The 26,665-nt window shown below is 49.7% G+C and carries 29 protein-coding genes; 13 read left to right on the forward strand and 16 right to left on the reverse strand.

Translation table 11 applies throughout. The features are described from left to right. The first annotated feature begins 16 nt into the window (after positions 1 to 16). On the forward strand, positions 17 to 1,480 hold the full coding sequence (locus EXG77_RS08020; protein ID WP_035397383.1) for a potassium/proton antiporter: 1,464 nt from the start codon (positions 17 to 19) through the stop codon (positions 1,478 to 1,480). 84 nt (positions 1,481 to 1,564) lie between these two features. Further along, the gene (locus EXG77_RS08025; RefSeq protein WP_035397385.1) at positions 1,565 to 1,975 is read left to right on the forward strand and encodes a hypothetical protein; all 411 of its coding nucleotides are present in this window, start codon (positions 1,565 to 1,567) and stop codon (positions 1,973 to 1,975) included. Between the two features lie 47 nt (positions 1,976 to 2,022). Here EXG77_RS08025 and EXG77_RS08030 read toward each other — a convergent pair whose 3' ends face one another. Further along, entirely contained in the window at positions 2,023 to 3,207 is a 1,185-nt protein-coding gene (locus EXG77_RS08030; RefSeq protein WP_035397387.1) for a hypothetical protein, read from the reverse strand. A gap of 21 nt (positions 3,208 to 3,228) precedes the next feature. After that, on the reverse strand, positions 3,229 to 3,825 hold the full coding sequence (locus tag EXG77_RS08035) for a hypothetical protein (protein WP_023468300.1): 597 nt from the start codon (positions 3,823 to 3,825) through the stop codon (positions 3,229 to 3,231). A 148-nt stretch (positions 3,826 to 3,973) separates the two neighbouring features. Here EXG77_RS08035 and EXG77_RS16320 point away from each other — a divergent pair, with 148 nt between their 5' ends. After that, positions 3,974 to 4,120 carry a hypothetical protein gene (locus EXG77_RS16320; RefSeq protein ID WP_023468299.1) on the forward strand — a complete coding sequence of 49 codons (147 nt, stop codon included), beginning with the start codon at positions 3,974 to 3,976 and terminating at the stop codon, positions 4,118 to 4,120. A 35-nt stretch (positions 4,121 to 4,155) separates the two neighbouring features. Here the strand turns inward: EXG77_RS16320 and EXG77_RS08040 are convergent, their stop codons facing one another. From EXG77_RS08040 to EXG77_RS08055, 4 genes are read right to left on the reverse strand one after another with little or no spacing between them, the layout of a single operon-like run. Beyond that, the gene (locus tag EXG77_RS08040) at positions 4,156 to 4,947 is read right to left on the reverse strand and encodes a protein phosphatase 2C domain-containing protein (protein WP_035397389.1); all 792 of its coding nucleotides are present in this window, start codon (positions 4,945 to 4,947) and stop codon (positions 4,156 to 4,158) included. 18 nt (positions 4,948 to 4,965) lie between these two features. Next, positions 4,966 to 5,883, reverse strand: a complete 918-nt coding sequence (locus EXG77_RS08045) for an alpha/beta hydrolase (RefSeq protein ID WP_035397391.1) — start codon at positions 5,881 to 5,883, stop codon at positions 4,966 to 4,968. A gap of 34 nt (positions 5,884 to 5,917) precedes the next feature. Continuing rightward, complete coding sequence (locus EXG77_RS08050; RefSeq protein WP_035397394.1) at positions 5,918 to 7,366, reverse strand: PH domain-containing protein; 1,449 nt, start codon at positions 7,364 to 7,366, stop codon at positions 5,918 to 5,920. Beyond that, the gene (locus EXG77_RS08055) at positions 7,363 to 7,854 is read right to left on the reverse strand and encodes a PH domain-containing protein (protein WP_035397397.1); all 492 of its coding nucleotides are present in this window, start codon (positions 7,852 to 7,854) and stop codon (positions 7,363 to 7,365) included. Before EXG77_RS08055 ends, EXG77_RS08050 begins: the two co-directional genes overlap by 4 nt. A gap of 127 nt (positions 7,855 to 7,981) precedes the next feature. Between EXG77_RS08055 and EXG77_RS08060 the strand changes: the two genes are divergently transcribed. Beyond that, positions 7,982 to 8,437, forward strand: coding sequence for a hypothetical protein (locus tag EXG77_RS08060; RefSeq protein ID WP_023468294.1), 456 nt, complete (start codon positions 7,982 to 7,984; stop codon positions 8,435 to 8,437). Positions 8,438 to 8,454: 17 nt separating this feature from the next. On the opposite strand, the gene EXG77_RS08065 is transcribed toward EXG77_RS08060, so the two are convergent. Continuing rightward, positions 8,455 to 8,886, reverse strand: coding sequence for a MarR family winged helix-turn-helix transcriptional regulator (locus EXG77_RS08065; protein WP_023468293.1), 432 nt, complete (start codon positions 8,884 to 8,886; stop codon positions 8,455 to 8,457). Positions 8,887 to 8,994: 108 nt separating this feature from the next. On the opposite strand from EXG77_RS08065, the gene EXG77_RS08070 reads away from it, so the two are divergent. Continuing rightward, on the forward strand, positions 8,995 to 9,417 hold the full coding sequence (locus EXG77_RS08070; RefSeq protein WP_023468292.1) for an organic hydroperoxide resistance protein: 423 nt from the start codon (positions 8,995 to 8,997) through the stop codon (positions 9,415 to 9,417). A gap of 348 nt (positions 9,418 to 9,765) precedes the next feature. Here the strand turns inward: EXG77_RS08070 and EXG77_RS08075 are convergent, their stop codons facing one another. Next, positions 9,766 to 10,902, reverse strand: a complete 1,137-nt coding sequence (locus EXG77_RS08075; RefSeq protein WP_035397399.1) for a hypothetical protein — start codon at positions 10,900 to 10,902, stop codon at positions 9,766 to 9,768. Positions 10,903 to 11,042: 140 nt separating this feature from the next. On the opposite strand from EXG77_RS08075, the gene EXG77_RS08080 reads away from it, so the two are divergent. From EXG77_RS08080 to EXG77_RS08095, 4 genes are all read left to right on the forward strand, one after another. Then, complete coding sequence (locus tag EXG77_RS08080; protein WP_231496854.1) at positions 11,043 to 12,119, forward strand: GTP pyrophosphokinase family protein; 1,077 nt, start codon at positions 11,043 to 11,045, stop codon at positions 12,117 to 12,119. A 71-nt stretch (positions 12,120 to 12,190) separates the two neighbouring features. Next, complete coding sequence (locus EXG77_RS08085) at positions 12,191 to 12,634, forward strand: MarR family winged helix-turn-helix transcriptional regulator (RefSeq protein WP_035397402.1); 444 nt, start codon at positions 12,191 to 12,193, stop codon at positions 12,632 to 12,634. A 72-nt stretch (positions 12,635 to 12,706) separates the two neighbouring features. Then, on the forward strand, positions 12,707 to 13,192 hold the full coding sequence (locus EXG77_RS08090) for a tetratricopeptide repeat protein (protein ID WP_035397404.1): 486 nt from the start codon (positions 12,707 to 12,709) through the stop codon (positions 13,190 to 13,192). Positions 13,193 to 13,277: 85 nt separating this feature from the next. Next, entirely contained in the window at positions 13,278 to 13,523 is a 246-nt protein-coding gene (locus EXG77_RS08095; protein WP_035397407.1) for a hypothetical protein, read from the forward strand. 89 nt (positions 13,524 to 13,612) lie between these two features. Here EXG77_RS08095 and EXG77_RS08100 read toward each other — a convergent pair whose 3' ends face one another. From EXG77_RS08100 to EXG77_RS08120, 5 genes are read right to left on the reverse strand one after another with little or no spacing between them, the layout of a single operon-like run. Continuing rightward, entirely contained in the window at positions 13,613 to 14,488 is an 876-nt protein-coding gene (locus tag EXG77_RS08100; protein ID WP_052017124.1) for a phosphotransferase family protein, read from the reverse strand. Between the two features lie 50 nt (positions 14,489 to 14,538). Then, on the reverse strand, positions 14,539 to 15,096 hold the full coding sequence (locus EXG77_RS08105; RefSeq protein WP_035397409.1) for a guanylate kinase: 558 nt from the start codon (positions 15,094 to 15,096) through the stop codon (positions 14,539 to 14,541). Then, positions 15,086 to 15,556, reverse strand: coding sequence for a hypothetical protein (locus EXG77_RS08110; protein WP_023468285.1), 471 nt, complete (start codon positions 15,554 to 15,556; stop codon positions 15,086 to 15,088). Before EXG77_RS08110 ends, EXG77_RS08105 begins: the two co-directional genes overlap by 11 nt. 13 nt (positions 15,557 to 15,569) lie before the next feature. Beyond that, complete coding sequence (locus EXG77_RS08115; RefSeq protein WP_023468284.1) at positions 15,570 to 16,292, reverse strand: glycerophosphodiester phosphodiesterase; 723 nt, start codon at positions 16,290 to 16,292, stop codon at positions 15,570 to 15,572. Continuing rightward, a complete protein-coding gene (locus EXG77_RS08120; RefSeq protein WP_035397411.1) occupies positions 16,292 to 17,770 on the reverse strand; it encodes a carboxypeptidase M32 in 1,479 nt (492 codons plus the stop codon). Before EXG77_RS08120 ends, EXG77_RS08115 begins: the two co-directional genes overlap by 1 nt. A gap of 145 nt (positions 17,771 to 17,915) precedes the next feature. Between EXG77_RS08120 and EXG77_RS08125 the strand changes: the two genes are divergently transcribed. Then, entirely contained in the window at positions 17,916 to 18,545 is a 630-nt protein-coding gene (locus EXG77_RS08125) for a serine/threonine protein kinase (RefSeq protein WP_238987930.1), read from the forward strand. Between the two features lie 142 nt (positions 18,546 to 18,687). Here the strand turns inward: EXG77_RS08125 and EXG77_RS08130 are convergent, their stop codons facing one another. Both EXG77_RS08130 and EXG77_RS08135 read right to left on the reverse strand, forming a co-directional pair. Next, positions 18,688 to 19,383: a hypothetical protein gene (locus EXG77_RS08130; protein WP_035397413.1), complete on the reverse strand. Its 696-nt coding sequence runs from the start codon at positions 19,381 to 19,383 to the stop codon at positions 18,688 to 18,690. 77 nt (positions 19,384 to 19,460) lie between these two features. Beyond that, complete coding sequence (locus EXG77_RS08135; protein WP_035397414.1) at positions 19,461 to 20,753, reverse strand: globin-coupled sensor protein; 1,293 nt, start codon at positions 20,751 to 20,753, stop codon at positions 19,461 to 19,463. A gap of 250 nt (positions 20,754 to 21,003) precedes the next feature. Here EXG77_RS08135 and EXG77_RS08140 point away from each other — a divergent pair, with 250 nt between their 5' ends. Then, positions 21,004 to 23,298, forward strand: a complete 2,295-nt coding sequence (locus EXG77_RS08140) for a bifunctional diguanylate cyclase/phosphodiesterase (RefSeq protein WP_052017125.1) — start codon at positions 21,004 to 21,006, stop codon at positions 23,296 to 23,298. 18 nt (positions 23,299 to 23,316) lie between these two features. Here the strand turns inward: EXG77_RS08140 and EXG77_RS08145 are convergent, their stop codons facing one another. Next, complete coding sequence (locus EXG77_RS08145; RefSeq protein ID WP_035397416.1) at positions 23,317 to 24,618, reverse strand: hemolysin family protein; 1,302 nt, start codon at positions 24,616 to 24,618, stop codon at positions 23,317 to 23,319. A 282-nt stretch (positions 24,619 to 24,900) separates the two neighbouring features. On the opposite strand from EXG77_RS08145, the gene EXG77_RS08150 reads away from it, so the two are divergent. Beyond that, the gene (locus EXG77_RS08150) at positions 24,901 to 25,953 is read left to right on the forward strand and encodes a hypothetical protein (RefSeq protein WP_035397417.1); all 1,053 of its coding nucleotides are present in this window, start codon (positions 24,901 to 24,903) and stop codon (positions 25,951 to 25,953) included. 117 nt (positions 25,954 to 26,070) lie between these two features. Further along, complete coding sequence (locus tag EXG77_RS08155; protein WP_023468277.1) at positions 26,071 to 26,664, forward strand: TetR/AcrR family transcriptional regulator; 594 nt, start codon at positions 26,071 to 26,073, stop codon at positions 26,662 to 26,664. Position 26,665: the final 1 nt, after the last annotated feature.

Below are 26,665 nucleotides of genomic sequence, written 5' to 3' on the forward strand. Positions count from 1 at the left end.
CGAAAGAGGTGGTCGGATGGAAGAAGGGACGATCTTATTCGTCGCAGGAACGTTACTATTGATTGCGATCATCACGACGAAGTTTGCCGTCCGGTTAAATGTACCGACGTTGATCCTGTTCGTCGTCGTCGGGATCGTGGCAGGGTCAGATGTTACAGGAATCATCAACTTTGGTGATTTCGAGCAAGCTCGTCTCTTTGGGACGATGGCGCTCGTCCTGATTCTGTTTGACGGTGGCTTGCATACGAAGTGGACACACTTCCGGAAAATTCTCCCCGCTGCCCTGTCGCTTGCGACCGTCGGGGTCCTTGCAACGACCGGGATCATTGCCATCGTTGCGTATCTATTACTTGATTTTTCTTGGCCGGTCGCGCTATTGATCGGCGCGCTCGTCGGCTCGACTGATGCGGCTGCTGTTTTTTCCCTGCTTAGTGGACGACCGGTCGATGCCAAAGTCAAACATACGCTCGAAGCGGAGTCCGGAACGAATGATCCGATGGCCGTCTTCCTGACGATCTTGTTCACATCGTTTGCGTTAGCGCCGGAATCGTTCTCGATCGGTGCGGGTATTCTGTCCTTCATCTACGAGATGGGACTCGGGACGCTAGTTGGTCTTGCGATCGGGTATCTCGTCACACAACTGCTGAACCGGATCGAGTTGCCATCGTCCGCCCTTTATCCGACGCTTCTGTTCAGTGGGGCGCTCTTCTCGTATGGTCTCGCGACGATTTTGCACGCCAGTGGGTTTCTCGCCGTCTATCTGACCGGGATTTGGATCAACAATCATGACATGATCTACCGCGAGACGCTCAAACGATTCAGTGGTAGCTTGTCGCATTTAGCAGAGATCGGCATGTTCATCATGCTCGGACTGCTCGTCTTTCCAAAACAATTACTCGATCCTCGGACCTTGTTCGTCTCGGCCGTCATCGTCCTGACGTTGATCCTGCTCGCTCGTCCACTTGCCGTCGTCTTGTCGTTGCTGCCGTTTCGATACACGGTCAAAGAACAGAGTGTCATCACGGCAGCCGGATTACGGGGCGCCGTTCCAATCATTCTCGCGACCTATCCGCTTTCAAGCGGTCTCGCGGAAGCGCCGCTTCTTTTCAATATCGTTTTCTTCACCGTCATGACGTCTGCTCTTTTGCAAGGAACGGCCTTGCCGTGGATCGTCCGGCGAATGGGGCTAGAGACACAGCCCGACACGACGGTCGAACCATTCCTGAAATTCATGACCGTCACCCATCCACAAGCGGAGATCATCGAGGTCAGGGTCTCGACAAACAGTGTGATTGCCGGAAAAACGCTACAGGATATCGAGATGCCCCAGGATGTGCTCGTCGTTGCAATCATTCGTGAAGATGAAATTCTGACGCCGCGTGGTCAGACACGTGTCCTCGTAGACGATCAACTGTTGATTTTGACACCTAAACAAGCGGATCAGGATGTTCGACGGCTAATCGTGTCGCTCGGGTTATAGGTCGTTCTTTACACATCCTCCAGTAGGGTGTGTTTTTTGGTGTGGATTGGTATACTCAATAAGGAAAATAAAGGAGGAAAATTCATGTTGAAGCGATTGCTTGCCGTTATTATGACAACCGGTCTCGTTTGCACTGTGCTGACGTACATATCATATACACCGATTACAGAGAGGGAAGCGAATACGATGTATGATTCATTCGGTTCAACATTTTTGTCATACGTCTTATTCGCCTTGCCAATCATCTTGCTGTCCGGCTTTTTACTTGACTTTATCATCGGCATGATCATTAATCGTTCTTCAACGACACTAGCGTATGTGCCGACAGTCGTTGGTTATGGGATGTACGGCATCGTGATTGCGAGTCTCCTGATTCTCTTGACGACGAAGGACGAATTTGACCTGCCGCTTTCTTTTACGATCGCTACTCTGACAGCAATGATCTATTACAGTCTGTCCGTCGTCTTTCATCGATTGTCACAGCACGCGCACTAAAAAAACGAACAGGCACGTCTGCTTACTCGCGGACGTGCCTGTTCGTGTTATTCTGCTTCCGCTCGTTCAATCGTGATGACACCCGGTGGACGATGCGGGAAGGTCAACGTCAGACCGGCAAAGCGACAAATATCATCTTCGTTCGGTGCCCGGTGCACCCACTCGATCGTCTCTTGTCGTGCTAGCGCGTGGCGGATCCGGTTATCGGCTTGTGTACGCGAGATGCCGTGGCAATCGACGTTCGTGATATACGTTGCTTCGTCCGACTCGATCTGTTGCCAAATCCCGAGGATCAGTTGACCAATCGGACTGACGGATTGACCATCCGGTTCTTCACTGCTGACGGCATCATCGAGCATTTCGATGACAGCGTCACACGTCTCACCGGAAGCAAGCAATCGCGTCGATCCTTGTTGTAGAATCCGGTATCGCGTCACGCCGTTCTCGAGCCACAAGCGCTGTGCGAATGGATTGACCGGAACACCGTGGAAAAATGTCTGCGTCCCGCGCCAAGCAAAACCAAATGATGGATCGTACGCCCGAATCGTCGCCATGGCGCGATCATGGAACTTAGCGATCGTCTGTCGTTCTGTTTCCAGTAAAGTCCGGATCGCGTTATCGTCTTCTAACGGGACCGTCTTTGGTGTCACGGTGAATAATTCCGATTCCGGTAAGCGGTGTGGGGATAAAATCGTTCCGTCGAATCGATAATCGTTCGCCGGACGTCCAGTGCGCCCGACGGATAAGCGCCACGTTCGTTCTTCCGGCATGAAGGCATAACTTTGATGGGCAAAAGGTGGTGCGACGAACAGTCCCGGAAACGGATCGAATGTGTCGACTCGCAGGACGTCACCGTCATACCAACACTCTTCGATCAGACGGACGAGCCGTCCGACGGGTGCATTACGGTCCGTCAGGTAACGACCGGTATTCGCATGAAATCCGAGTAGGAACTCGCGCTCTTCTTCTTGGAACGTCACCATCAAGAGTTGGAACAACGACGCAATCTGCTGCTCGACGAGTTGTGGCTCCTCCTCCGTCTTTGCCTCGAAGGCGACCATCTTCCAGCCGGACCGCTCATACAGATGGATCGTCACCGGAAAGAACAGGAAGGCACCATGTGTCGCTTCGAGCTTGACCATGTCCTGCGATGCTAATCGTTCCGTCAGTAGGGAAAAGCCCATTCGTTCGAAATGATCTTGCAGCCGTCGTTTCCAATGTGTGAACTCCACGCAATCCTCTCCTCTCGCGAATTATGCGCCGCGCTTTCGTAACGGATTCTTTGACCAGTAGATGTAGAGACCAACGAGTCCCGCGATGCCGATGAGATAAGACGGCGTTCCGCTGACTTGAATTAAGACGTCTGGTGCCGGGAAGACCGTCACGAGCAGTGCCTTGTAGGTTGAAAATAAAATGAAGCTGATGACGAATTGAATCCACACCCGCGGTTTGACTTGTTTAAGCTTCGGTGCCGTGATGACTTGTGACATCGCGTCGATCAAGAATAGAGCGATGATCGAGAAGAATAAGTAGTCAATCAAAGCGAATTGGAACAATCCATCGATCCCTTCGATGAAGATGAACATCAGGATCGACGAGACATAGTTTCGCGTCCAGCGTTTTTGTGTCTCCATCCGGTGTCGTTGTGGTAATTCAGCAATCATCTGATCGAGGCGTGCTTCGACCGATAGTCCGTGAATCTCTTCGAATGGACGCTGTTTCCGCTGGGCTTCATAGATATCTGCCCGCAGACGGTCTTCAATCTCCGTCCGGTCCGGTTCTGCGACATTCAGGTTCAAGCGTGGTAAAACGGTTTCTAATAGACGTGTGTTGGCTTTCGTTAATTTCAATCGATTTCCCCCTTTTTCATGTTTAAGTATACTGGGTTTTTGGGAAAAATACGTAATGGAAGTAAAAGATTGCTTGACGAAACGATGAAGAATGTTCAGAATTATTAAAATATAGTGTCGGAATCAGACAGAAAGGACGTGTCGGACCATGCGTCAAACATTGACGAGCGCCGCCTTGATCACCTTGCTGACAAGTGCGGGCATCGCCTTCCCGTTGGCTGAAGCGAAGCCACCTGTGGACCAAGAACCGGTCGAACTCGATCAGCAACAGGAACAAACGCCTGAAACAGAATAATAATAACCCGCGCTCAAGCAGGAGCGCGGGTTATTTCATGTATCACTAGGTTGGGTGACGCGTTCGTCAATCGTGACGGTCCATGTAACGACCGTCGTACTGTCACGAACACCCTGTGCCTCGATCGTCGAGAGAAGTTCTTTGACACCACCTGATCGTAAAGTTTCCTCGATCTTCATCGCGTTAGCATATGGGGTTCCCGGGCACTCAAGCAAACCATCCGTCGTCACGAACAACTGATTCTCGCCTTGGCGCAATTCGCGGACGCCTCTTGTATAACTCGGCACCGGTAACGCAAACGTGTTCGCGCGTCCAATCCATTCATAGAATTGCCGCTGGTTCAAGGCGGCTTGTCCCATCTTCATCAGCTCCGGTTGAAACAGATACAAGACGACGTCACCGACCGAGAACCACCAGATGAACCGCCCTTTCCGGACGGCAATCAGACACGCTGTCTCCCCTTGCAACGTCGCACACGCCGCTAAAAAGTCCGGATCTTGAAAGAAATCCAGCACGGTCGTCTCGATTCGTTGGAATGCGTCCGTAAGTGGGGCATCAAGATCAGTCCGAATGCGCGACTCGTGTTGTGCTAACTGCTGTAAGACAAGTGCCGCACTATCCGCTGTCTTATGAGCGTCTAAGACGACGGTCATCTCCCAATCGTCGCCGATTAAGATGGCAGCCCCGTCTTCGTTTTTATATTGACCGCTTCTTGAGCAGCCTCCGAATCGTCCGAGCGTCACTCGACCAATCTGGTCAATCTGCTTCGTGTCGACGAATGGTTCGTCGGATCCGACCCAGAAGTAGGATGGATGTGTCGTCTGCATGCATCAGTCTTCCCTTCTTTACATCTCCCGCAAGTACGGTTGCAAGAATAAGCGTAATCGTTTTTCGTAGTTATCCGGGTCCATCGTGTACGTCTCGTCATGACCGGCATCGCGAACTGGATACAATTGTTTTAATCCCGTTTTTGCTTGATACAGTTCGTACATCATCCGAACCGGAACGAGTTCGTCCTTCATTCCATGAATGAACATCGTCGGAACCCGACTCTTCGTTGCTTGACGGGTCACCGAGACGTCACCATAAAAGAAATCTTGCTCGCCCTTGTTCCACATGCTCGCGATCGTCAGAGACGGAAGTGCCGGGTAACGGATCTGTTCGTCCGCAAGTAGACTGAGCCAGTCGTCGAGTCGGGCGTAAGCTCCTTCAGCGACGATCGCCCGGACTTGGGTTGGTACGGTCTCGCCAGAAGCGAGTAAGACGGTCGCTGCGCCGACACCGAGTCCGTGATAGACGATTCGTGTATCGTCTCCGTTTTCAGCAAGCAGGCGTTTCGTCCATTCCAAGACATCCAGTCGATCGAGCCAACCGTAATTCCGGACGCCACCGCTTCGATCCTGCCCACGCCGTTCGATGAGTAAGACATTGAAATTAGCCTCATGGTAATAACGGGCAAGCGCATAAACACCGGTCTGTGAAAACATCATCTCATCCGGAACGAGGAGGACCGTCTGTTTGCTACCGTCAACCGGTAGATAACGTCCGAAGCGGACGATCCCGTCCTTCGACCATTGCTGCGTCTCGCTCGTTTGTTTGAACCATGTCTCGTCGTTCGTCACTTGTCCGTTTCTTGTCGTCTTCAGAATCGGAGAAGCGTCCGACTGACCGATCAATGTTTCTTGCATCCGGTATCCATCATAGACGATGAACAATAGCAGACACGTGACGAGCAACACGATGCCGATTCCCCATTTGCGCATGTGCTTCGCTTCCTTTCCGACAGTGAGTCTTTCCTTATTCGTCGTCGGTTTTCACTTCCCCTGCTAACGGGGTCGAAAGGAACGATTGTTTATACCAGCGCTGTAAGGTATCGATATCTGTTCGTTCAAAATAGAGCGCGTTAAAGGCAGTATTGCCCCGCAGTTGAATCTCAATCCGGGCAATCTCCTTTGCTTCGAGCCAGCGGGAGACGGACCAGGTCAATTCCTCAATCTTCAGTCGCGGCGTATAGACGGTCTCTTTTTGGACCCATTGTTTGCGTAACATCAAGAGATCGTGACCGGTTCCGAAACGGGTCTTTCGGTAACCGCTGCGCACAGCGAAGTAATAGAACGGTAACCAGATGAACAGAAGCAAGATTAAGAAGCGCCAGGAAGAATCAAGGACGATGATGGCGATACTGCTTAGTGCCGTAAATAACAGCGCATAACCGAGTAACGGCCAACGAACCCGGTAGCGAAAGCCAATCGGTGCGACTTCATGCTGCGGACTGAACTGACGAAAGCGCGGCAGATATGTCGCTAGGAACGGATCAATCTCGTTCGTCCGGATGAATGGATGGAGCAACAGTCGCTCCTTCTCTCCGGTCGCCGAGATGATGTGTAAGGACAGACTCGCTCGACCGATCAAACGCTGAATCCAGCTTTCCTGAATGACGAGGGCTTGAATCTTATCAGCATGAAACGCGACCTCGGTCCGGTTCAACATCCCGTACCCGATCAACAATCGGTTGTGTTGCAAGACGGCACGGTACGAACCGTATTTCAAGATATAGACGATGATCGAGCCGATGTAGATGACGAGTAAGACGAGTACGCCAAGTCCCGTCAAAACGAACAACGATAAATGCGCGAGTTCCGAGAACAGTCGATCGACATAACGTTCAATGAACTGATCGATGAATTGATAGGCGGTCCCGATCCCGACGAGCGCTAGTCCGACGCGTCCCGACAAGGCACCAGCTAATGCCAAATCGCGGACCGGGATCGTATAGGCGACTTCCGCCTGCTGTTCTTCGACGACGAGTTGCCCCTCATTTTTGATCGACGATTTCAGTTCTTTCGCAAAATCAAGACGGATCCCTTTTAATTCGACTTCTGGTGTTCCGCTCTCAGACGACGTCTCGACGGTCAACGTCGCAAGACGCAACAGTCGTTCGATGACGTTTTGCTGAATGCCGATCGACTCGATCCGTTTACGTTGCGTCGTCCGTTCACTTTTTTGAAAAATTCCTTTGCGGACCCGAATCGTCTCGGCATCAATCGTGAACGTATAGAAATACCAGGAGGCGATCCCGTATAAGAGGACGAACACAATCCCAACACTGATCCCGATCCACGTATAGGTGTTGATCTCGCCTTTGCGGATCGCATTTAAAATCAAGGCGGCGAACGGAATCAGGAGCGAGCGGATGATCGAGATACTCGACATCACGATGAACAGCGGGTGGACACGCCGGGTCATAACGATTCCTCCTCCCGCTCCTCGAGTTTCGCGAAGCGTTCGACTTGTATGCGTAGCACGTCTCCTTGCGCACGATCGAGTCGTGACAACGTGACGAAGCCGGATGCCGTTCGAATATCCAGTGTGATCAAATCATAGCGACGCAGAATCGGACCCGTTTGGCTATCGATCAATTGCACCTTGACGAGCGGCACGGTGACTTCGCGGCGGAAGAAGATGCCGTTGCGGACGACGAGAAATTCCTCATCGATGCGATAACGCATATACTTCAAGCGAAGAACGGGTATGTAGACGATACGGGGAATGAAATAGATCAGCCAAAGCAGACCGGCGATGCCCATCCACCAAGGTGTCAGGTCGAGCCACATGACTTGGGTAATCGTCGTTCCGATCAAAATGACGGCGATCAAGCCGTGTAACGGCAACAATCCGAGCCGTTCTGCTCGAATCGATCGTTCTGGCAGCGTATGCCATTGTACAGTAGACATCAAAAAAACACTTCCTTTCGTTTCCATTTACGGTTAAAATCGTCGCTTAGTTTCAGACAGCGGTTGACATTTTGTATGATTTCATCGCATATATAGAAGTGAAGAACTGTAACACCAAGGAGGAACCATGTTAACTTTTGAAGAAAAATTACGAATTATCGAGACTTTCCCACAGCTCGTCCGCAAAGATGTCTCGCTAAAACGCGTCAATTTCCAATTCCCGGACAGTCAGTATGAGAAGAAGAATCTCGTCTATCATTTGCATCCGAACGGGAACGGCTTCGTCTATGCCGCTGGTCTACCAGGTTATGAAACGGACGAAAAAGGATTCGTTAATATCCGTGAATTTTCAGAGCCTGCTTTAATTCTCTTATTAGAAGATGCAATCAAAGCACTCTCGACGGTCCAATCGGTCGAAACACTCGAAGAAACATGGGTCAACGATAACCAGTTCGAATTAACGTTGCTCAATGAAGACATCGACACGTGGCTCGTCTACGCTGGTGATCTTTTAGACGGTGCATTCAACTCGTATAAGGAAGCAGCGAACTATCTTGAAGAAGAAGGTTTCCGCCGTAAATAAGACAATGAGCGATCCGGTTAATCCGGGTCGCTCATTTTCATGACGAGACGATTCAGTGCCGCTTTGACGACGCGTAAGTCTTCTTCGTCGACGTCGAGTGTCTGGACGAGATCAAGCGGAACAGTCTCTGCTTGTTTCCTTAACGCACGACCAGCATCCGTTAAAAAGATTTGGATGTGCCGTTCGTCTTCCGGCTTACGGACGCGTCGCAACAGATCTGCCGCTTCGAGTTTCTTCAGTAACGGCGTCAACGTTCCCGAATCAAGATGGAGCCGTTCACCGATGGCTTTCAGCGATTGTCCCTCCTCTTCCCAGACGACGAGCATGACGAGATATTGCGGATACGTCAGACCAAGTGGTTCAAGTAACGGACGATAACGACGCGTGATCTCACGCGAAATCGCATAAAACGGAAAACAGAGTTGTTCATCTAAAGCTAACGGGTTCATAAAAAATTCCTCCTATCGTGAGCAAACGAGTTGCATTTCGATTTAAATTGTATACAATCTAATTGTAAGCTACTTATTTGAATCTAACAACGAAAGGGAGTTACACACATGAAACCAATGTTCACATCATCTGCAACAGCTGTCGGAGGTCGCGACGGACGCGTCGTATCGGAGGACGGTATTCTTGACGTCGCCCTCGCAATGCCGGTACCAGGATCGAAAAAACAAGCAACGAACCCAGAACAACTCTTTGCTGCAGGATATTCTGCTTGCTTCGACTCTGCCTTGAACATGGTCGCTCGCAAACAAGGGATCAAACACGATGGCAGTGAAGTCACAGCACACGTGACATTAAACGAAGCAGCTGACGGATTCATGCTTTCCGTCGAACTCGATGTTCTCGTCCGTGGGATTTCGGAAGAAGCGGCGGCTGAACTTGCGAAAGTCGCGCATACGGTCTGCCCTTACTCACGTGCAACTGCTGGAAACATCCAAGTCGACGTCTACACACGTACGACTGACGCAGAATAAGTGTAGCATTTCTAGCCAGCCCGAGGTTTACTCTGGGCTGGTTTTTTATTTTTTATATTAATTATGGTATCTGAAATAATTGTATGTTCATACAGACGGGACTGATTCAAAAGTCAGTTTCTACAAGGATAAGGTTGGCAGATCATCATTCTGCCAACCTTATCTCGTAACAAAAAGAATGACGCATCACACGCTACTCCTACAGGAAAAGCGCATTTATGCGCTGGCAGAGACAAACAAGACCCGATTTCCTGCTTGAATAAGGCAGGAAATCGGGTCTTGTTTGTCTCGCCTGAGGAAAGGGCGTGAAAAGACGCGTCATTCTTTTTTTGAGTCAGCCCCACCTTTTTATAATTGATGTACCGATAAAATGACGAGTTCCCCGGACACGGTGACGTAATACGCATCCTCAAAGCGATGACGCTCATTGTGCTCTGCGTCATAAACCGTGACCATTGGTTCCGCATCGTCACCAATCGCTTCGTGTAGATAAAAGCGTCCCCGTAAGACCCGTTCGAATGGCTCCTTATCGAGAAAGCGAGCCCCGTTGCGTAAGTTGATCACTTCATGATGGTGCTCGGACCGGTCATTGACGATGAAGATCGTCGACTCAACGTCATCATACGTGAAATCAAGCGGTTCATAGTTGCTCCACTGAATCCGGGCGACTTCTTCAACACTCGCTTCCGTATCAATCCGGTAAAAGACTTCTTCATTCAAACGATCGGTATAGGCACTGAAGATCAGATGCCCTTCTTGTTCTCCGAGATACTGGACGGTATCCCCTTCCCCGTCTAATTTTAACAAGGTTGCGAACGATAAGTGCTCAACACCGCGTTCAATCTCTTCAATCAAGGTTTGCAGTGGGGCAATCAACAGACTTTCCGAATGGTCGATTGGGTCTTCCGGTGAGATGACACCACTTTCAAGGGCGTCATAGAATGAGAACTCATCGAGCCGGGCGTTACAGACGATGTACTCCTTGTCTTCAAGCGTGACGAGAAAGAAATAGAGTTCCCGGTAGTTCTCCGTCATCCCGTAGAGTCGTGGATCGCGAATCGTCTGCCGGGATTCGTCCTTGACGTCATACAAAAACGCGGACGTCGTATCCGTCGTCTGTAAGAACACGAGATAGTTCTCATTGAGCACCCAGTAAAGCGTCAAATCCCCTTCAACATAAAACGACGCAATCTGCTCCCGTTTCCCGGACAAGAGATCGATGACGAGCACTTCCGTCTCACCGCCCTGCTCTTGCGTATGTTCATTCAGACAATAGACTTTCCCGTGACGCACGAATGGTCGGGTCGGTCCATGATCCGTCAAGACCTGCGGCGTCAGATCGACTTGTTCTTGATCTTCAAGATCATATCGGCTGATGTGATAACGTGCGTCATCGAGACGACGTCGAAAATAGATCGACGACGGTGTGACATGCAAGACATCCATATGGTCGGCAGGTAAAGCACGGGCATCCACTATTTCCATTTTCAATCTCCTCCTGAACACGTACTACTTGTCTTTTTCCCACGAATCACTCTGCTTCAAACAGGGTCTTCTTGTGCGTTTAGCGAAGCAGAGTGCTACAATATGGCTAGATGACTACAGGATGAGGAAGGTGCGAAACGGTGCAATCACAAGATTTGAATACAATGATGCTTGAATATGTCAATGATAAGGAAGAATACGATGCTTACGCCGACAAGTTGAAGATGCTCTTGTCCGAGTTGCTCGACGCGGCAGGTATCAAGTACCACTCGATCGTCGCCCGAACGAAGGACTCCGAGAGTCTGTATCAAAAAGTCTTGCGGCAACCGAATAAATACCGCTCGCTCAAGGACGTCCATGACTTGACCGGAATCCGGATCGTCACCTATTTCCATGACGACGTCCGGGAAGCGGCACGGATCATCGAGAATGAGTTCGCGATCGATCGCGATCAATCGGTCGATAAGTCGACCTTGCTCGATACGACGGAATTCGGTTATCTCTCGGTCCACTTCGTCGCGTCACTGAGCGAACAGCGACTCGCCTTAAGCGAGTACGGACGCTTCAAGGACTATACGGCTGAGATCCAAATCCGCTCGATCCTCCAGCATGCGTGGGCGGAGATCGAACATGATCTCGGATACAAAAATCCAAACAGTGTTCCAGCAGAAGTTCGGCGCAGCTTCAGTCGGGTGGCAGGATTACTCGAGATCGCCGATCAGGAATTCGTCAACATCAAGAAACAATTGAAACAATTCGAGGACGAGACCGTCCAGCAAATCTTGTCTGACCCGCATCAAGTCCGGATCACGGCAGATAACTTGAACTACTTCATCGACCACTCCCCGGTCATTAACGAACTCGACAAACGACTCGTCACGTCGCAGATGATGCTCGATTCCGACCAACAGTTGATTAACGAACTGATCCGGATGTTCCATTATGTCGATATCCGGACGTACGGGGAACTAATCGAGGCGGTCTCGACACACAGCCCGCTCGCCCTGCGCTGTGCGAAGGTCATGCCGAATCCATTCCTGCCCCGTCAAGGAATCGGGATCGCCTATATCTGTATGGCGTTGACGATTGCTGGCGAAGATACGCACCGGATTGACTACTTCTTCCGCCGTTTCTACCCAGAGTTACGCAACGTCGAAGAAATCGTCGCCCAAGTCGCTCGCGTCGTCGAGTCAGATGATTCAAGAGAAAAATATTGATTAAACTAAAATTTTTCACTATACTAAATCACGAGTGAAAGAAACTACGGTATAGAAAGAGTGAAGGATACATGGCAACTACACTAGAAGTGGCACAACGCGATCAATTGATCGTTGATACGGAAAAAGGATTACGGATGAACTACCGCGCGATCAAAAAGGACGTGCGTAGCATGTTCACGACCTACTTGACACGTAACGAGTTCTTCATCTTAAAATCACTTTGTGCGAACAGTCCGCAAATCGCTTCAGCCCTCTCGCAAGAGTTTCAGTTTTCAGCGAGCATGATCACGGCACTAGCTGACGAATTGACGAAAAAAGAGTTGATCTCACGTGAACGGAGCGAACTCGATCGTCGCGTCGTCGAACTGCGGGCCACACCGAAAGGCATCGAGCTCTACGAAAAACTCGAGTCGATGAAGATGGATTACCTCGCAGACGTCTTCGAGGACTTCTCGGATCAGGAACTGGAACTGTTCCGCTCGCTCTTAACGAAGCTTGAAAAAACAGTCTAAGCTGTTCGATGGAACGGATCCGGTCAGGACGACCGGGTCCGTTTTTTAATGCATGCAAAAGGAGGAAACGATATGTTTGATTTTGAATCGGTGCAACACTTACGGCAGACGGGACAATATGAAGCAGCAAAGGCAGTCGTTCTTCAATATGTCGAGATGGCGCCAGACGATCCGACCGTTCTCTATCAGATGGCATGGTGTCATGATAGTCTCGGTGAGGAACATGCTGCTGTCCCCTACTATGAACAAGCACTAGCGCTCGGCCTTGCAGGTGAGGACCGTCTGCAAGCGTATATCGGACTCGGCAGTACCTACCGCGTCATCGGTCAGTTTGAAGATGCGTCAGACGTGTTCCACCGCGCATTGCTTGAATTCCCGGAAGCTTACGCCCTGAAAGCATTCCTCGCGATGACGGAGTACAATCTCGGTCAAACCGATCAGGCTGTCGGTCGCTTGCTGAAGACGCTCGCAACGACGTCGTCGGACGTCTCGATCCAGACATTCGACCGGGCAATCCGTTATTATGCCGATCATTTGGACGAGATCGTTAAAGAATGAACGGCAACGGTTGACGAGTGCTCGTTTTGCACAGCATAATGTAACAGCCAAGCGGACTCGCTTTTGGCAAGAAAGGAAGTTAAGGATGTCATCAAAAAAAGTATGGACCGTAGAAGGATACGAAGAACAAGGGCAAGAAAAACACGGCAAAGCCAGTAAGTCAGAGACATATACGACTGAAGCGGATGCTAAGAAAGCTGCTAAGAAAATGGCGGATCAGAATGATCATCTCGACGTCTACGTCATTTTTACGAGTACAGTCAATGGTAAAACAGAAGAACGGTTCTTCAATTCGAACGGTAAGTATAGTGAAGAAGGTTTCGAATGGTAATCCGCGTTTTCATTTAATGATTCACAAAAAGCAACGGGTTCGTTTCTCTTCGAGTGAGAGACGGACCCGTTGCTTTTGTAATGACTTCTTTACGTCTCGTACCAAAGCGGCATTTCAAGCTGAAATCCATCGTGATCTCGGATGATTCGCTGGATACGTCGTTGCATCGCTTCCATTCCGTCTACATCGAACCGCTTCGCCCAAACGAGTGCTGAAAAGACGACCATCGCCATATAGAGACTGTAAATCTCCCAAAATCGCTTCGGTACCTGCTTCTCAAAATATCCCTCGATCATGCGGCGTGCGAACACAGGACTTGTCTCAACTTGAAATAATCCACATTTGACGAAGTCATGCCATGGATCGCCGTAGTCATGATTGCCGTAATCGAGGAATGCGGAGAGATGCCCGTTCTCGACAAGGAGATTACCGAGATGGACATCGTCATGTTGCAACCGGTTCGGACGCGTCTCAAGTAACGGAATCCTCTCGCCGATGAATCGATCGAGACGATCCACCCACTCCGGGGCAAGTAAATCATGAACCGCTGCGCGATACCGGTCATGCTTCGCCTGACAACGTACATGCCAAGACGTCATCACGCTGGGAGCAGGTACCTCATGGATATGTTTCAATGCTTTTCCTGTCTCCTGACCGAGTCGGGGTGCTAATTCCGGCGACTCGAGGAGCACACTTTGGACGGTTCGTCCGGGTAAGTATGGATAAATGCCGTACGCAGTCGTTGCGGTCCGTCCGGTCGCAAGTGGTAAGGCATGAGCAATCCCCTGTTGTTTTGGAATCATCAAAGTTGCTTCTCGTTCAAACTGACGACTTGACGGGTCTGTCACGACCTTGACGATGTAGTGTGCTGTTGTTGTCTTGACGGACCAGACGGCTTGATGCGAGCGTCCGGCAAGGCGTTTAACGCTATCAATATCGATTAGTAATGGATGATCGGGTAGCATGAAAACTCCTTTCTGACACCAAAAAGAGGACGCATCTTGCGCCCTCTTCGTCATACCTGTGGAATGTAGCCAGCAATGATCTCAAGCAGATCGGCATACGCTGTCTCAAAATCGATGTTTTCAATCATATAATCATAATGATCGCGTTCTTTCCACGCTTCCTCGTAATCGACGAGTCGCGCTTCAAACTCCGGTGTATCCCCGCGCATCAACAGTCGTTCCTTCATCAAGTCGGGTGGGACCGAGACGAAAATCGTGATCACTTGGTCGCCAAACAAACGCTTGAAGTTCGCCGCCCCTTTCGGATCAATGTCCTTGATGACGATTTGATCCTGTTCGAGGACATCGACATACGCTTGACGCGGTGTCCCGTACCACGCCCGGTGGACGTGGGCGTATTCGATGAAGCCGTCGTCTTGGATCAATTGTTGGAACGTCTTGACGTCGACGAAATGATAGCTTGCTCCATCAATCTCTGTCGGTCGTTTCGGTCGGGTCGTCACCGACGGGATGAACCGGACGTGCGCGTATTCCGTTCGCAGACGTTTGATCAGGGAGGACTTTCCGCTGCCCGATCCACCAATCAAGAGAATGATTTTACCTGACATCGTTTTCCCCCTGTTGTTGTGTCGTGAAGTAACCTGTAAAGCGAAGAGCGAACTGTTCGAGTTCACTATCGACGACCGTTCCGTAAATCGGTCGAATGACGATTAAATAGCGTTCATACGAGATGATCCGGGATGTCTCGTTTCGTGTCATCTGGACTTGTTCTTCCGGATAACTCTCGACGTAATACCAATCGACCGCAATTCGTTCATCGGATGGGGTCTCATAAATCCAGGTCACCGTCGTTCCATCCGCAGGAAGGGTGCTTTTCAAGGTGAAGCGCTGAATCTGCTTCAGTTCCCGTTTCGCTGACGCAAGTCCTGCCTGATAATCCGCAGGGCGCATCGGTGTCGTCGTCACTTGCTTCGGTTTTGGTTCCGGCAAGCGGGCAAAGCCAAGCTGAAGTCCGACGAATAAAGCGACGAGCGACAAACTGATGACGAATACGTATTCCTTGCGCATCCCTTCCTCCTCCTCATCCTTCGAATGTGTCACGCATCCCTTTTGGATCATTGACGATGACGGCGTCGACACCGATTCGTTGCATCTGCCGGACATCCTCGACCGTCTTCGGAGTGTAAACCCGGACCGTGACGTCTTGCGCGTGAGCGAACGCAACGTCCGCTTCCGTCACCCGTCGATAATCGGGATGGATACCGGTCGCACCAATTCGGAGGGCTTGTTCTTCCGGATGATAGATCGGATACGGATAGAGAATCGCTGTTTCAACGCGTGGGTCGAGCTTTTGGATCAAGGCAACCGAATAATGGTTGAACGAACTGAATAACAGCCGGTCAGTCGCGATGCCGTGTGCGGCGCAGCGTTCAAGGACATACGCTTCAAGCCCGTCATAGCGGATCGTATCCGTCTTCAGCTCGATGTTGAGCCGCAGGGTCACTGGTGCAAGGATTGCGAGGACTTCGTCAAGCGTTGGAATCTTCGTCTTGATCGGTTCCCCTTTGAATCGTGCTCCAGCATCCAGCGCCTGCAGTTCAGCAACCGTCATGTCGATGACACGTCCTGTCCCGTTCGTCGTCCGGTTGACGGTCTCATCGTGAATAATGACACCGACACCGTCCTTTGAGAAATGGACATCGAATTCGACCCCATCGACGTCGTCTTCAATCGCAGCAGCGATGGCTTCGAGCGTGTTCTCCGGAAAACGGTCACTGACGCCGCGGTGTGCAAACCACAACATCAGAGTGCCTCGACGACACGCGTGTATTTCTTCGTCAAGTAGTTGACGAGTGGTGCGACAGAGATCGATTGCCCCGTTGCTGCTTCGATCAGTTCAGCCGGTGTCTTCGATTTCCCGTGACGGTGGATGTTCTCTTTCAGCCAGCCTTTGATTGGAGCGAGTGTTCCCGCCGCGATTAGACCATCGACGTTATCGACGTCACGACGAAGCGCTTCGTTCAGCTGTGCCGCATAGACGAGACCGAGCGCGTAACTTGGGAAGTAACCGAACGAGCCACCTGACCAATGGACGTCCTGTAAGACACCTTTTGCGTCACTCGGCACATCCACACCGAGATACTCTTTATAGAGGCGGTTCCATTCTTGCGGAAGATCCTTGACTTCGAGCTCTTTCGTCATCAAGCGTTTTTCCAGCTCATAGCGGATGATGATATGAAGCGCATACGTCAATTCATCGGCTTCGATCCGAATCAGTGACGGTTTGACTTCATTGACCGCAGCATAGAAGCGTTCGAACGGGACGTCAGCCAGTGACGGAATCGCTTGTTGTAAGCCATGATAACGTGCGTCGAGGAAGCCTTGGTTGCGTCCGATGAAGTTCTCAAAGAACAGTGATTGTGATTCGTGAATCCCCATCGAAGCCCCGTCACCAAGACCGAGTGAATCGAGTTCCGGTTCGATCCCTTGCTCATACGTCGCGTGTCCGGCTTCATGCATCGTGCCGAAGACAGAGTTCCGGTAGTCGTTCTCATCGTATTTCGTCGTGATGCGTGCGTCCTTCCGGTTGATCGTCGTCTGGAACGGATGGACCGTCTCATCCAAGCGACCAGACGTGAAATCATAGCCGATATCGCGGAGCCATTCTTGGTTCAAGGCGATCTGTGTCTCGCGGTCCGCTGACCAATCAAGCGTCGGGAAGTCTTTTCCTTCGAGCTGACCGAGCAAACCAATGATTGCTTGACGAAGTTCTGCGAACAACGGATCGAGTGTCGCGACCGTCATCCCCGGCTCATAATCATGGAGCAATGCGTCATATGGGTGCGCGTCATAGCCCCAGTACTCGACGAACTGGCGCTCCATCGCGACGATTTTCTCGAGGTATGGTTCGAACATCGACCAATCGTTTGCGTCCTTCGCCTTTTCCCAGACGCTCTCTGCCTCAGAGATCAACGTGATGAACGTTTGGTACTCGGCTTCTGGAATCTTCGAGTCGCGATCGAATGCCTCTTTTGCTTTTGCGAACGAGATCGCTTCGATGCCCGTCAGCGTCTCTTTCTCCATTGCTGCTAGTAATTGTTGGTATGTTTCGCCTGTCCGGCGACGGAAGCTCTCTGTCGAGAGGAATCCGATCGACGCGGAACGGTTTGCTGCGCCTTGATCCGGCATGTATGTCCGCATGTCCCAGTAAAGTAATGCGACGGCTTCTTCGTATGCGCGAAGACCATCGAAATGGTCGCGCCATTGTTGTGTCGTTGACATGATTAAAAACCCCCTTGAAGTATGTAACAGTGTAACATTTTTAGCATATCACATAATGTTCAAAACTTTCACACACAAGTGATTTTTGAAACTTTTCCTGTCAGATGAGCGTATAATGGGTATAAGAAATGAAGGAGGAAAGGAAGTGACACCATTGAAAACTGACGCTGAGTTAGCGCAATTGATCCAATTGAAAGAAACAGGCTTCGTTTGTACGATCGAGCATCTTCCGAGTGAACTTGACTTAATCGGGACAGGACGAAGTGCGTTCGTCTTTCGCATCCGCGGCACGGATCGCGTCATCAAGAAATTTTACCCGTCGTTTCGAACGCTCGCTGATCTCGAAGGGAGCATCTACGCACAGTTGACTGATTTTCCGACGTATGCGCAAGTCTACGAATACGGTGCCGATTATATCGTGCTTGAATACATTGAAGGTCAAACGTTATTTGAATGTCTCGTCAGCGGGACGTTCATCCCAGAATCCGTCTTAACGACAGTCGATACGGCTTTAGCACAAGCACAATCCGTCGGTTTGAACCCATCAGACATCCATTTACGCAATATCCTTTTGACCGCTAACGGAACACGAATCATCGACGTCGCTCGGTTCCGTCAAACGGAACCGTGTACACAATGGGATGATTTGAAAAAGGCGTATCATTATGTGTATGCAAAACCGTTCTTCCCGAAAAAGTTGAGCGAGACGTTCCTCAATACGATTGCCGACGTCTATAAGGGACGATTATTCGAATCGATCCGAAAGACCGGTTAACGAAAAAGCGCGCTGGATCTCTATAAAAGAGAATCAGCGCGCTTTTTTGTATGTAGCCATAGAATCTAATAGGCAAATGACCTGTCTTAGTGATTTTTGGTCTGTAAACATTAAAATCATTTATACGGTCAGTGAAATAAATTCACTTCGAATAAACAAGTCGAAAGACGATCATACTGGCGACGGCTAAGAGACGTTCCTTCGTGTCACAGTCAAAGACGAGTTGCGCCCCGTGCCGTGACCCTGTTGCGATGCAATCCCCGTTTTGATAAACGCCGATTTTTCTCGTGACTGTCGAGGACCGAATCTGATACTCCTGACCGGCATACGAGACGAGTAAGACTTCTTTCAGCTGCAGTTGCTGACGAAGTGCCGCATCCGTGCGAATCGTTCCGACATCGCGTCCGTCTTTACGAATCACAAAATGTGTCGTATTGCGAAGCCACTCCGTCTTCGTCTCTTTAATTTGTAATTGTTCCCCGTCTCCTTCGAACGTCACGTCGAGGAAAAATGATTCAAACTTTTCGAAGCGCGCAAGGATTGCCTGCCACCATGTGGCGTAACGTCGTGAGAACGTTAGCCATCGTTCATGCGCGAGAAAGACCGTATTCATCTTTCGGCTCGCCCGGTCCGCTAAGCGAACGGATACTCCCTCTTCTACTCCTCGATAACGTAAATCGCAACGGATTTGCCACCATTCGACTCCACCGATAACGAAAGCGACGCCCGTTACACCGAGTAATCCGTACAACTCACGTGGAGCGAGTTCCCCTGTCATCAAATAATGTCCAATCAAAGCGAAAAAGCATAAAACAATCAGTAGTATACTCTGAACCATAAACCATTCACACCTCCACTTTCATTTTTCCATAAAGCGACAAAAAATCCTCCTTTCACGTAGAAAGGAGGGATCACTTATAGAGTTGCTGCGACTTCTTGTAAGTCATCCGCTGTCTCAGCAATCGCTTCTGCAATCTTACGCATACCTTCGATCGTTCCGGCGACATCCTTCGTATCGGTCGATAGTTCATGAATTTGCCGCGAGACCGCATCCGTCTGTTCTGAAATCCGTGAAAAGGCACGGACGACTTGTTGCATCTCCGTCGTCGTTCGGACAACCGCTGTCTCCGTCGTTCCCATCCGCTCTGAGACGACGAGCATCTTTTGCGTGATTTCTTGGGCGATCCGCGACGTCTCGGCTGCCGACTGTTTACTCTCTTCAGCGAGTTTCCGAATTTCTTGCGCTACGACGGTAAATCCGCGCCCCATCTCCCCGGCACGCGCCGCTTCGATTGAGGCGTTCAAGCTGAGAAGGTTCGTCTGATCAGAAATCGTCGTCACCATCCCGGCGATTCGCTCGATTTCCTGCGACAGACGAGACAGTTCAGCGACTTGTTCGGTCGTCCGTGATAAATCCGCGACAACCTCCTGAAAGCGTCGTGTCTCCTCTTCGACGAGGACGACACCTGCTTCTGCTTCACTGACCGCTTCCGTCAACTGGATCGAAATTGCGTCTGTCGTCGTCGAGACGTGTTTGGCGTGCCGTTCAATCTCCTGGAAGTTCGCTGACGACTCTTCACTCATCGCAGCAAGTTCTTCCGTTGATTTTTGAACGCCATCTCCGACGTGCCGTTTGGCTGTCGCGATTGCTTGGCGTTCCTCATCGATTTGATCCTCATACATCGTCATGACGATTTGTTGCTCGAGGTTGAAGAGTTTCCCCGCTGCCCGCATGATCCGGACACGTTCTACTTCCGGCCAATCACTGCCGTCAATCTGTTCACTGAGGACGTTCCAAACTTTTTGGAAGGCGGCGATATACCATTTATTATGCAGCCCGATTTGAACATGCCGTTCAGCGATCCGGCGCCGGGCTTCGATGTAGTCCATCGTCACCTGACCATCGAACATTTGTAGGATGTGCCGAGCGAGAGTGCCTTTCAATCGTTCGAGCGTCGAATGCTGTTCAATCAAATGCCGGAGTGACGGAACACGAACCAGCTCCTCGTAGAACGCGTCGACCATGCTCGGCATCCAACGGGATACATCTTCGCGGATGACCCGGACAATTTGTAAATCGACTGCTTCTAGACCGATTAAACGTAATTGTTCATGTAAGGATGTCGGAACGTTCAACACGACATGAGCGCGTTCGCCTTCGATGCGCACATCGAAGGACGGTGATGCTGATTTCGCGAACCATTTCATATGCTTCTCTCCCTCATTCATAGATGGACTTCATTTTCTTTATCGTCACCTATAATTGACATTTGAATGGCTATCATTCGAAAATCCAAAATTTTCATATGGAATTTCCCGTCATGATTGGTACTTTTAATGTGCGACACTCGCCCATTTCCTCAAGCATTCTAGGTAAGTACCATTCAAAAAATGGAAAATTTGACCGATATCTATATAACACTTCTCGCTTTTTAACTTAAGGAGGTCCGTTCAACTCATGTGGCGTTACTTCTCTTTCATCGTCTTTCCTGTATTCCTGGTTTTCTATGGTTGGATTCGTTTTGGACCTGCTGAAGAGTGGGCACACTTGATTGGAATCAACGTCTTTCATATGATGGCGGGTCTGATTGCCGCCTATTGGATGATTCGCGCACGCATTGAACAGCGCAATCCACACCTCCGTTTTCTAAGTTTCTTGTTCGCGGGTCTTCTATTACACGTCCTCGGGAATGGTCTATGGCTGTTCCTTCAATTGACAGACGGACGGGTCGATGCACCGATTGCCTCGACCATTCTTTGGTGTTCGTCTTATTTCAGCTATGTCTTAGCGCTAATCACGAAGATGCGTAGCATCGGATTGAACTTCACGAATAAGAACTACATCTTCAATTTAGTCGTGTTCATGACGACGGCTTTCGTCATGAGCGACTATTATTTATTGCAACCCTATTTTGAGATCCTGAATCCCTCGCTCGAGCGAACGATCTCCACCTTCGGATTTCTCATTGCTGATGTGTTACTCCTCTTTTTCAGTGCGATTTTGTATTACCATGTTCGTTATAACCAAGGAAAACCGCATCACCGTTTTCTCGTCGTTGGTTTTTTGTTTCAAGTGTGCGGTGATGTCATGCTTACCGTCTTTACGTTTAACAACAGTCCGTTTCTTGAACATCTCGTCGATGTTTTCTGGGTCATCGCGCTTCTGTCCATCGGATGGAGTGGTCATTTAGAAGGAAGACAGCATCCGCAACAAGAACGACACTTTCGTTCTCAGCGAACGGTAACGGAACGCGATTTCATCTTGCCTTATGTTAGCATCGGTTTACTGACAGGGTTCGTCTTATCGACTTATGACTGGTACCTCAATATTCTATCGAGCGGTTGGCTGCTCTTGTTCTTTCTTGTTCTCGGTCGGCAAATCTTTACCTTACGAAACAACAATCGCTTGCTAAACGAAGTCTCATTTATCGCTTACCACGATTCGCTGACACAGCTCGCGAATCGGCAACACTTCATCGAACGGCTTACGAACGACTTACCGCGTTCTTTTGCGGCCGTCTCGCTTGATTTACATCGTTTGACGATCGTCAATGATACGATGGGGCATGCGACGGGTGACCGTGTCTTGATTGAGACGGCGAATCGACTTCGGCTGTTGCGTCACGATGACCTGGAAATCTACCGAATCGGTGGGGATGAGTTCGCGCTCATCCTTCCGTACGCGACAAATGATTCGTTGACCGCTCTTGAACAGGCTTTATTACACCAATTCGAGCGCCCGTTCCGAATTCGCGGATATTCGATTCAAGTCAACATCCATGCTGGTAGTTGTCTCATCGAAGACACTTCCGTGCACCAGGACATTCTTCCTTGTCTTGATACGGCACTTCTTCAAGCGAAACAACAAGGACCGATGCACTGCGTCCGGTATGATGAACGACTCCATCAATGGTTCATTCGGAAAATCCAGCTAGAAATGGATATGCCGGCAGCAATCGAGAACGATCAATTCCAACTGGTCTATCAGCCAAAAGTCGATTTGATGACGAACCGTCCGATCGGTATGGAAGCACTCGTTCGCTGGCATCATCCAGTCTTTGGTTTGATTTCTCCCGTCGAATTCATCTCGATCGCTGAAGAGAGCGGTCATATCATCGCTCTTGGACGCTGGATTCTAAAGACGGCATGCCGCAGAACATTTGACTGGCATGAGCAAGGCTATCCGCTAATCGTCGCCGTCAACATCTCCGTTCCCCAGTTCAAGGATCAACATTTCCTAAACATGATTGAAGAGACCTTGTCTGAGACGAACTTATCTCCAGCTTATCTGGAACTCGAAATTACCGAGAGCGTCTTACAAGACGTCACAGATAGCAGCAAGATGTTACATTCGTTGCGCGATCAGGGAATTCACTGTGCCATCGATGACTTCGGAACCGGTTTCTCTTCTTTATCCATCCTGCATCAACTGCCAGTTCATGCGCTGAAGATTGATAAATCATTCGTCGACGATTGTCCGGAAACAACGGGTGGAGCTGCTTTACTCCCACATATCATCGCAATGGGACAAACGATTGGTCTGACGATGATCGCAGAAGGTGTCGAAAACGAGGCGCAGCACTTGTATCTTAAATCCGTCGGCTGTCACATCGGTCAGGGGTATTACTATGCGCGTCCTTTATCGGAAGAAGCTTTTTCTCTGTATTTGAAGGAACAGTTACCGTCAACCGAATCCAATCTCCCCCCCCGCTCAATAAAGAAGACCCGTATGCTTAGTAGATTGAACTACTAAGCAAAACGGGTCTTTCTGTTAGCTTGACGGCAAGGTCAACTTGACATCCTGAATCTGATATTGGGCAGAACGCAAGATTTCAAGCGTAAACGCCTCATCTGTGACGATCGTTCCCTCTTCAAAAGCAGCCGTCCGTGATTGGATATATCCACCGATCGTGTCGACCGCCTCTGCTTCAGTGAACCGAAGACCAAATCGTTCTTCAATTTCAACTAATAGGACAGTACCCGCTAAGCGGTACGAGCCGTCCGGTAACTGTTCGATTTCGGCTTGCTCCGCTTCATCGAATTCATCACGGATATCACCGACGATTTCCTCCAAAATATCCTCCATCGTGATCAAACCGGATGTCCCACCATACTCGTCGATGACGAGAGCGATGTGTGACCGTGTCTGCTTCATCTTCAAGAGTGTTTCTTGCAGCGGTGTCAATTCCGAAACGACCGGCAACGGTTTAAGGAACGATGCAAGTTCTCGTTCGTCTTGTACCGCGTGATGGGCGAGCACTTCCTTGACGTTGATATAACCACTAATCCGGTCCTTATCCGTTCCCTCACTGACCGGGTAACGTGTATACGGATTGTCAGACATCGTCTGTAATAGATTTTCCCAACTCATCTCGTCCGAAATGACCATCATGTTCATCCGTGGCACCATGATGTCACGTGTGACACGCTCATCAAACGCAAAGACGTTTTGCATCAAGGCGAGTTCCGATTGATTGATCTCACCACTTTGAAAACTTTGAGCCATGATGATCTTCAACTCTTCTTCGGAATGGGCTTGTTCGTGACCGGCTGGTTTCACACCGAACATCCGCAAGAGGACACGGGCCGAACCGTTCATGATCCAGATGAATGGATACATGACTTTTCCGAATACATAGAGTGACGGCGCCAGTAATAACGTCATCCGTTCCGCATACTGGATCGCGAGCGTCTTCGGTGCGAGTTCTCCGATGACGACGTGGAGAAACGTGACGAAGATGAAAGCGATACTGTATGAGAGAAGCGTTGAGAGCGCAACGGCGACACCGAGTTCATCAAAGACCGGTGTCAACAATTTCTCGACGGTCGGTTTTCCGAGTGCACCAAGACCAAGTGCAGTAATCGTAATACCAAGCTGACAGGCCGACAAGTAATAATCGAGATCTCCTGCGACCTTCTTCGCAAGTACTGCTCCCTTTTTTCCTTCTTGCACCATCTGGTCGAGACGTGATATCCGGACTTTGACGACAGCAAATTCCGAACCGACGAAAAACGCAGTCAAACCAATCAATACGACGAGCAACAACAAATTCAGTGTTAAGACGATGTCCAACTTGTATCCCCCTAGAAGCGGGGGATCACCTCCTTTTGATTTTAAACTGTACAGTATAACGTGACACTTGATAAGAGTGTACGATGCTTTTTCTTCAAACGCAACCAATATCACTTCGTTGAAGTTCAGACGACCATTAATCATGTAACTGTAATACTAGGTTTCTCTTACTTATTTAGCGGTTATATAAGAGCTATGCGCGTAAGAAACTTGAGATGAAGCTTTTACATTCATGAACATCTCGAACTTGAAAGACCAATTTGGGGAGAGGTAGTGCTTATTATGGAAAAGACAAACAGAGGCTTTTCGTCGCATTTCCGAGCGGAAGCGGACGGAGCAGGTCGTAACATCTCATGGAGCTCGATTTTTGCAGGTGTGGTATCATTTCTATCTTTATTGATCTTATTTAGCTTAATCGGTTCAGCGATCGGACTCGGCGTCACGGACGTCACGTCAAATAACCCATTCGATGGTGTTGGAACTGGCTTAATCATCTGGGCAATCCTTTCATTGCTCATCTCGCTGTTCGTTGCCGGATTCGTCTCCGGTGTGACGTCGGCACGTGCCGGTCTCGTCCACGGTTTCTTGACATGGTCGACGAGCGTCATCTTACTGTTCGCTCTCTTGACATTCACGACGGTCAATACGTTACAATCGGTCGGCTCACTACTCGGTACGGTTGGTGGTGCGGCTGGTAACGGTATCGGATCCGTTGCTTCGACGGCGCAAGACGCTGCGACGAAAGGATTCGATTCGATTACGAAAAACGTGTCACAAGTTGATACGAAAGAACTTGAAGGGAACGTCGACGAAATCTTAAAAGATACGGACATCAAAGAATTGCAACCAGGTTACTTGCAGAACGAACTTGACGCTGTTCAAGAAGACGTCACGGCTGCTGGTAAGGAAGCAATCACGAAACCAGAAAATTTCGATACGATCGTCCAGGATCTTGGTGATTCGTTGACAGCACGAGCTGAAAAAATCGAGAAATCAGTCGATGAAGACAAAATCGCTGATGCAGTCGCAAAAAACACCGATTTGACAGGTGCTGAAGCGGAAGAAGCGACACAAAATATCGTCGATGGTCTCAACACGGCAACAAAAGAAACGACGCAACAAATCGAAAACGCCAAACAAACGCTTGATGAAACATCCGCTGACCTCAAGAAAACGGTCCAAGATGTCCGCGAGCAAACAGAACAAGCGACACAAACGGCGTCAAAAGTTTCAATCTGGGCGTTCGTCGGACTGCTTCTGACTCTTATCTTCACGTCATTCGCAGGAATCGTCGGCTCACGCGTCGCAACACGCGGTCGTGTCATGAATAAATAATGATTCTTCCTTAACTGATTCCGCCTTCGCGGAGTCAGTTTTTTTGTGCGGTAAGACAATCTGATTGACTGCATTTGAAATTTACTGTTACAGTGTTACCTAACGACCGTTAGGAAGGTGATTCATCTGAAAGCCCAACAATTGTTACAGACGAGCATCCATCATTTTGCTGCGCACGGCTATGAAGGGGCATCGTTGCAAGAGATCGCGACAGAGGTTGGCATAAAAAAGCCATCGATCTATGCGCACTATAAAGGGAAGGACGACCTGTTCCTGCAAGCGACGACGTACGCCTTGCAAGAACAAAAGCGCCGCTTTGCGACGTATTTCACGAGTACGCGGCAGCAGCCGCTCGAGCAATCGCTGCACGGCTTCTTCGATTGGTTCATTTCGGAACAGCAAGACGATATCCTGATGCGATTCATCCTTCGGGCTGCCTATTTTCCACCGGAGAAGCTCGAACAAGAAATGACGGACCGCTTCAATCCGTTTTTCGATTCACTGCACGATCTATTAACGCGATTACTACGCGAACGAGACCGAACGGAACAGATTCTCTATTCGACGGATTACAAAAGTGCCGCTCTTGCCTATCTGACGGTTGCGGAAGGTACGCTGACGGAACTCGTCTACAACGGTGTCGACGCGTTTCACGCTCGACAGCAAGCTGTCTGGCCGATCGTCTGGCGCGGTATGTCAAAAACGATTTAAT

It is taken from the genome of Exiguobacterium sp. OS-77 (assembly GCF_000414195.2).
Lineage (GTDB): Bacteria > Bacillota > Bacilli > Exiguobacteriales > Exiguobacteriaceae > Exiguobacterium_A > Exiguobacterium_A indicum.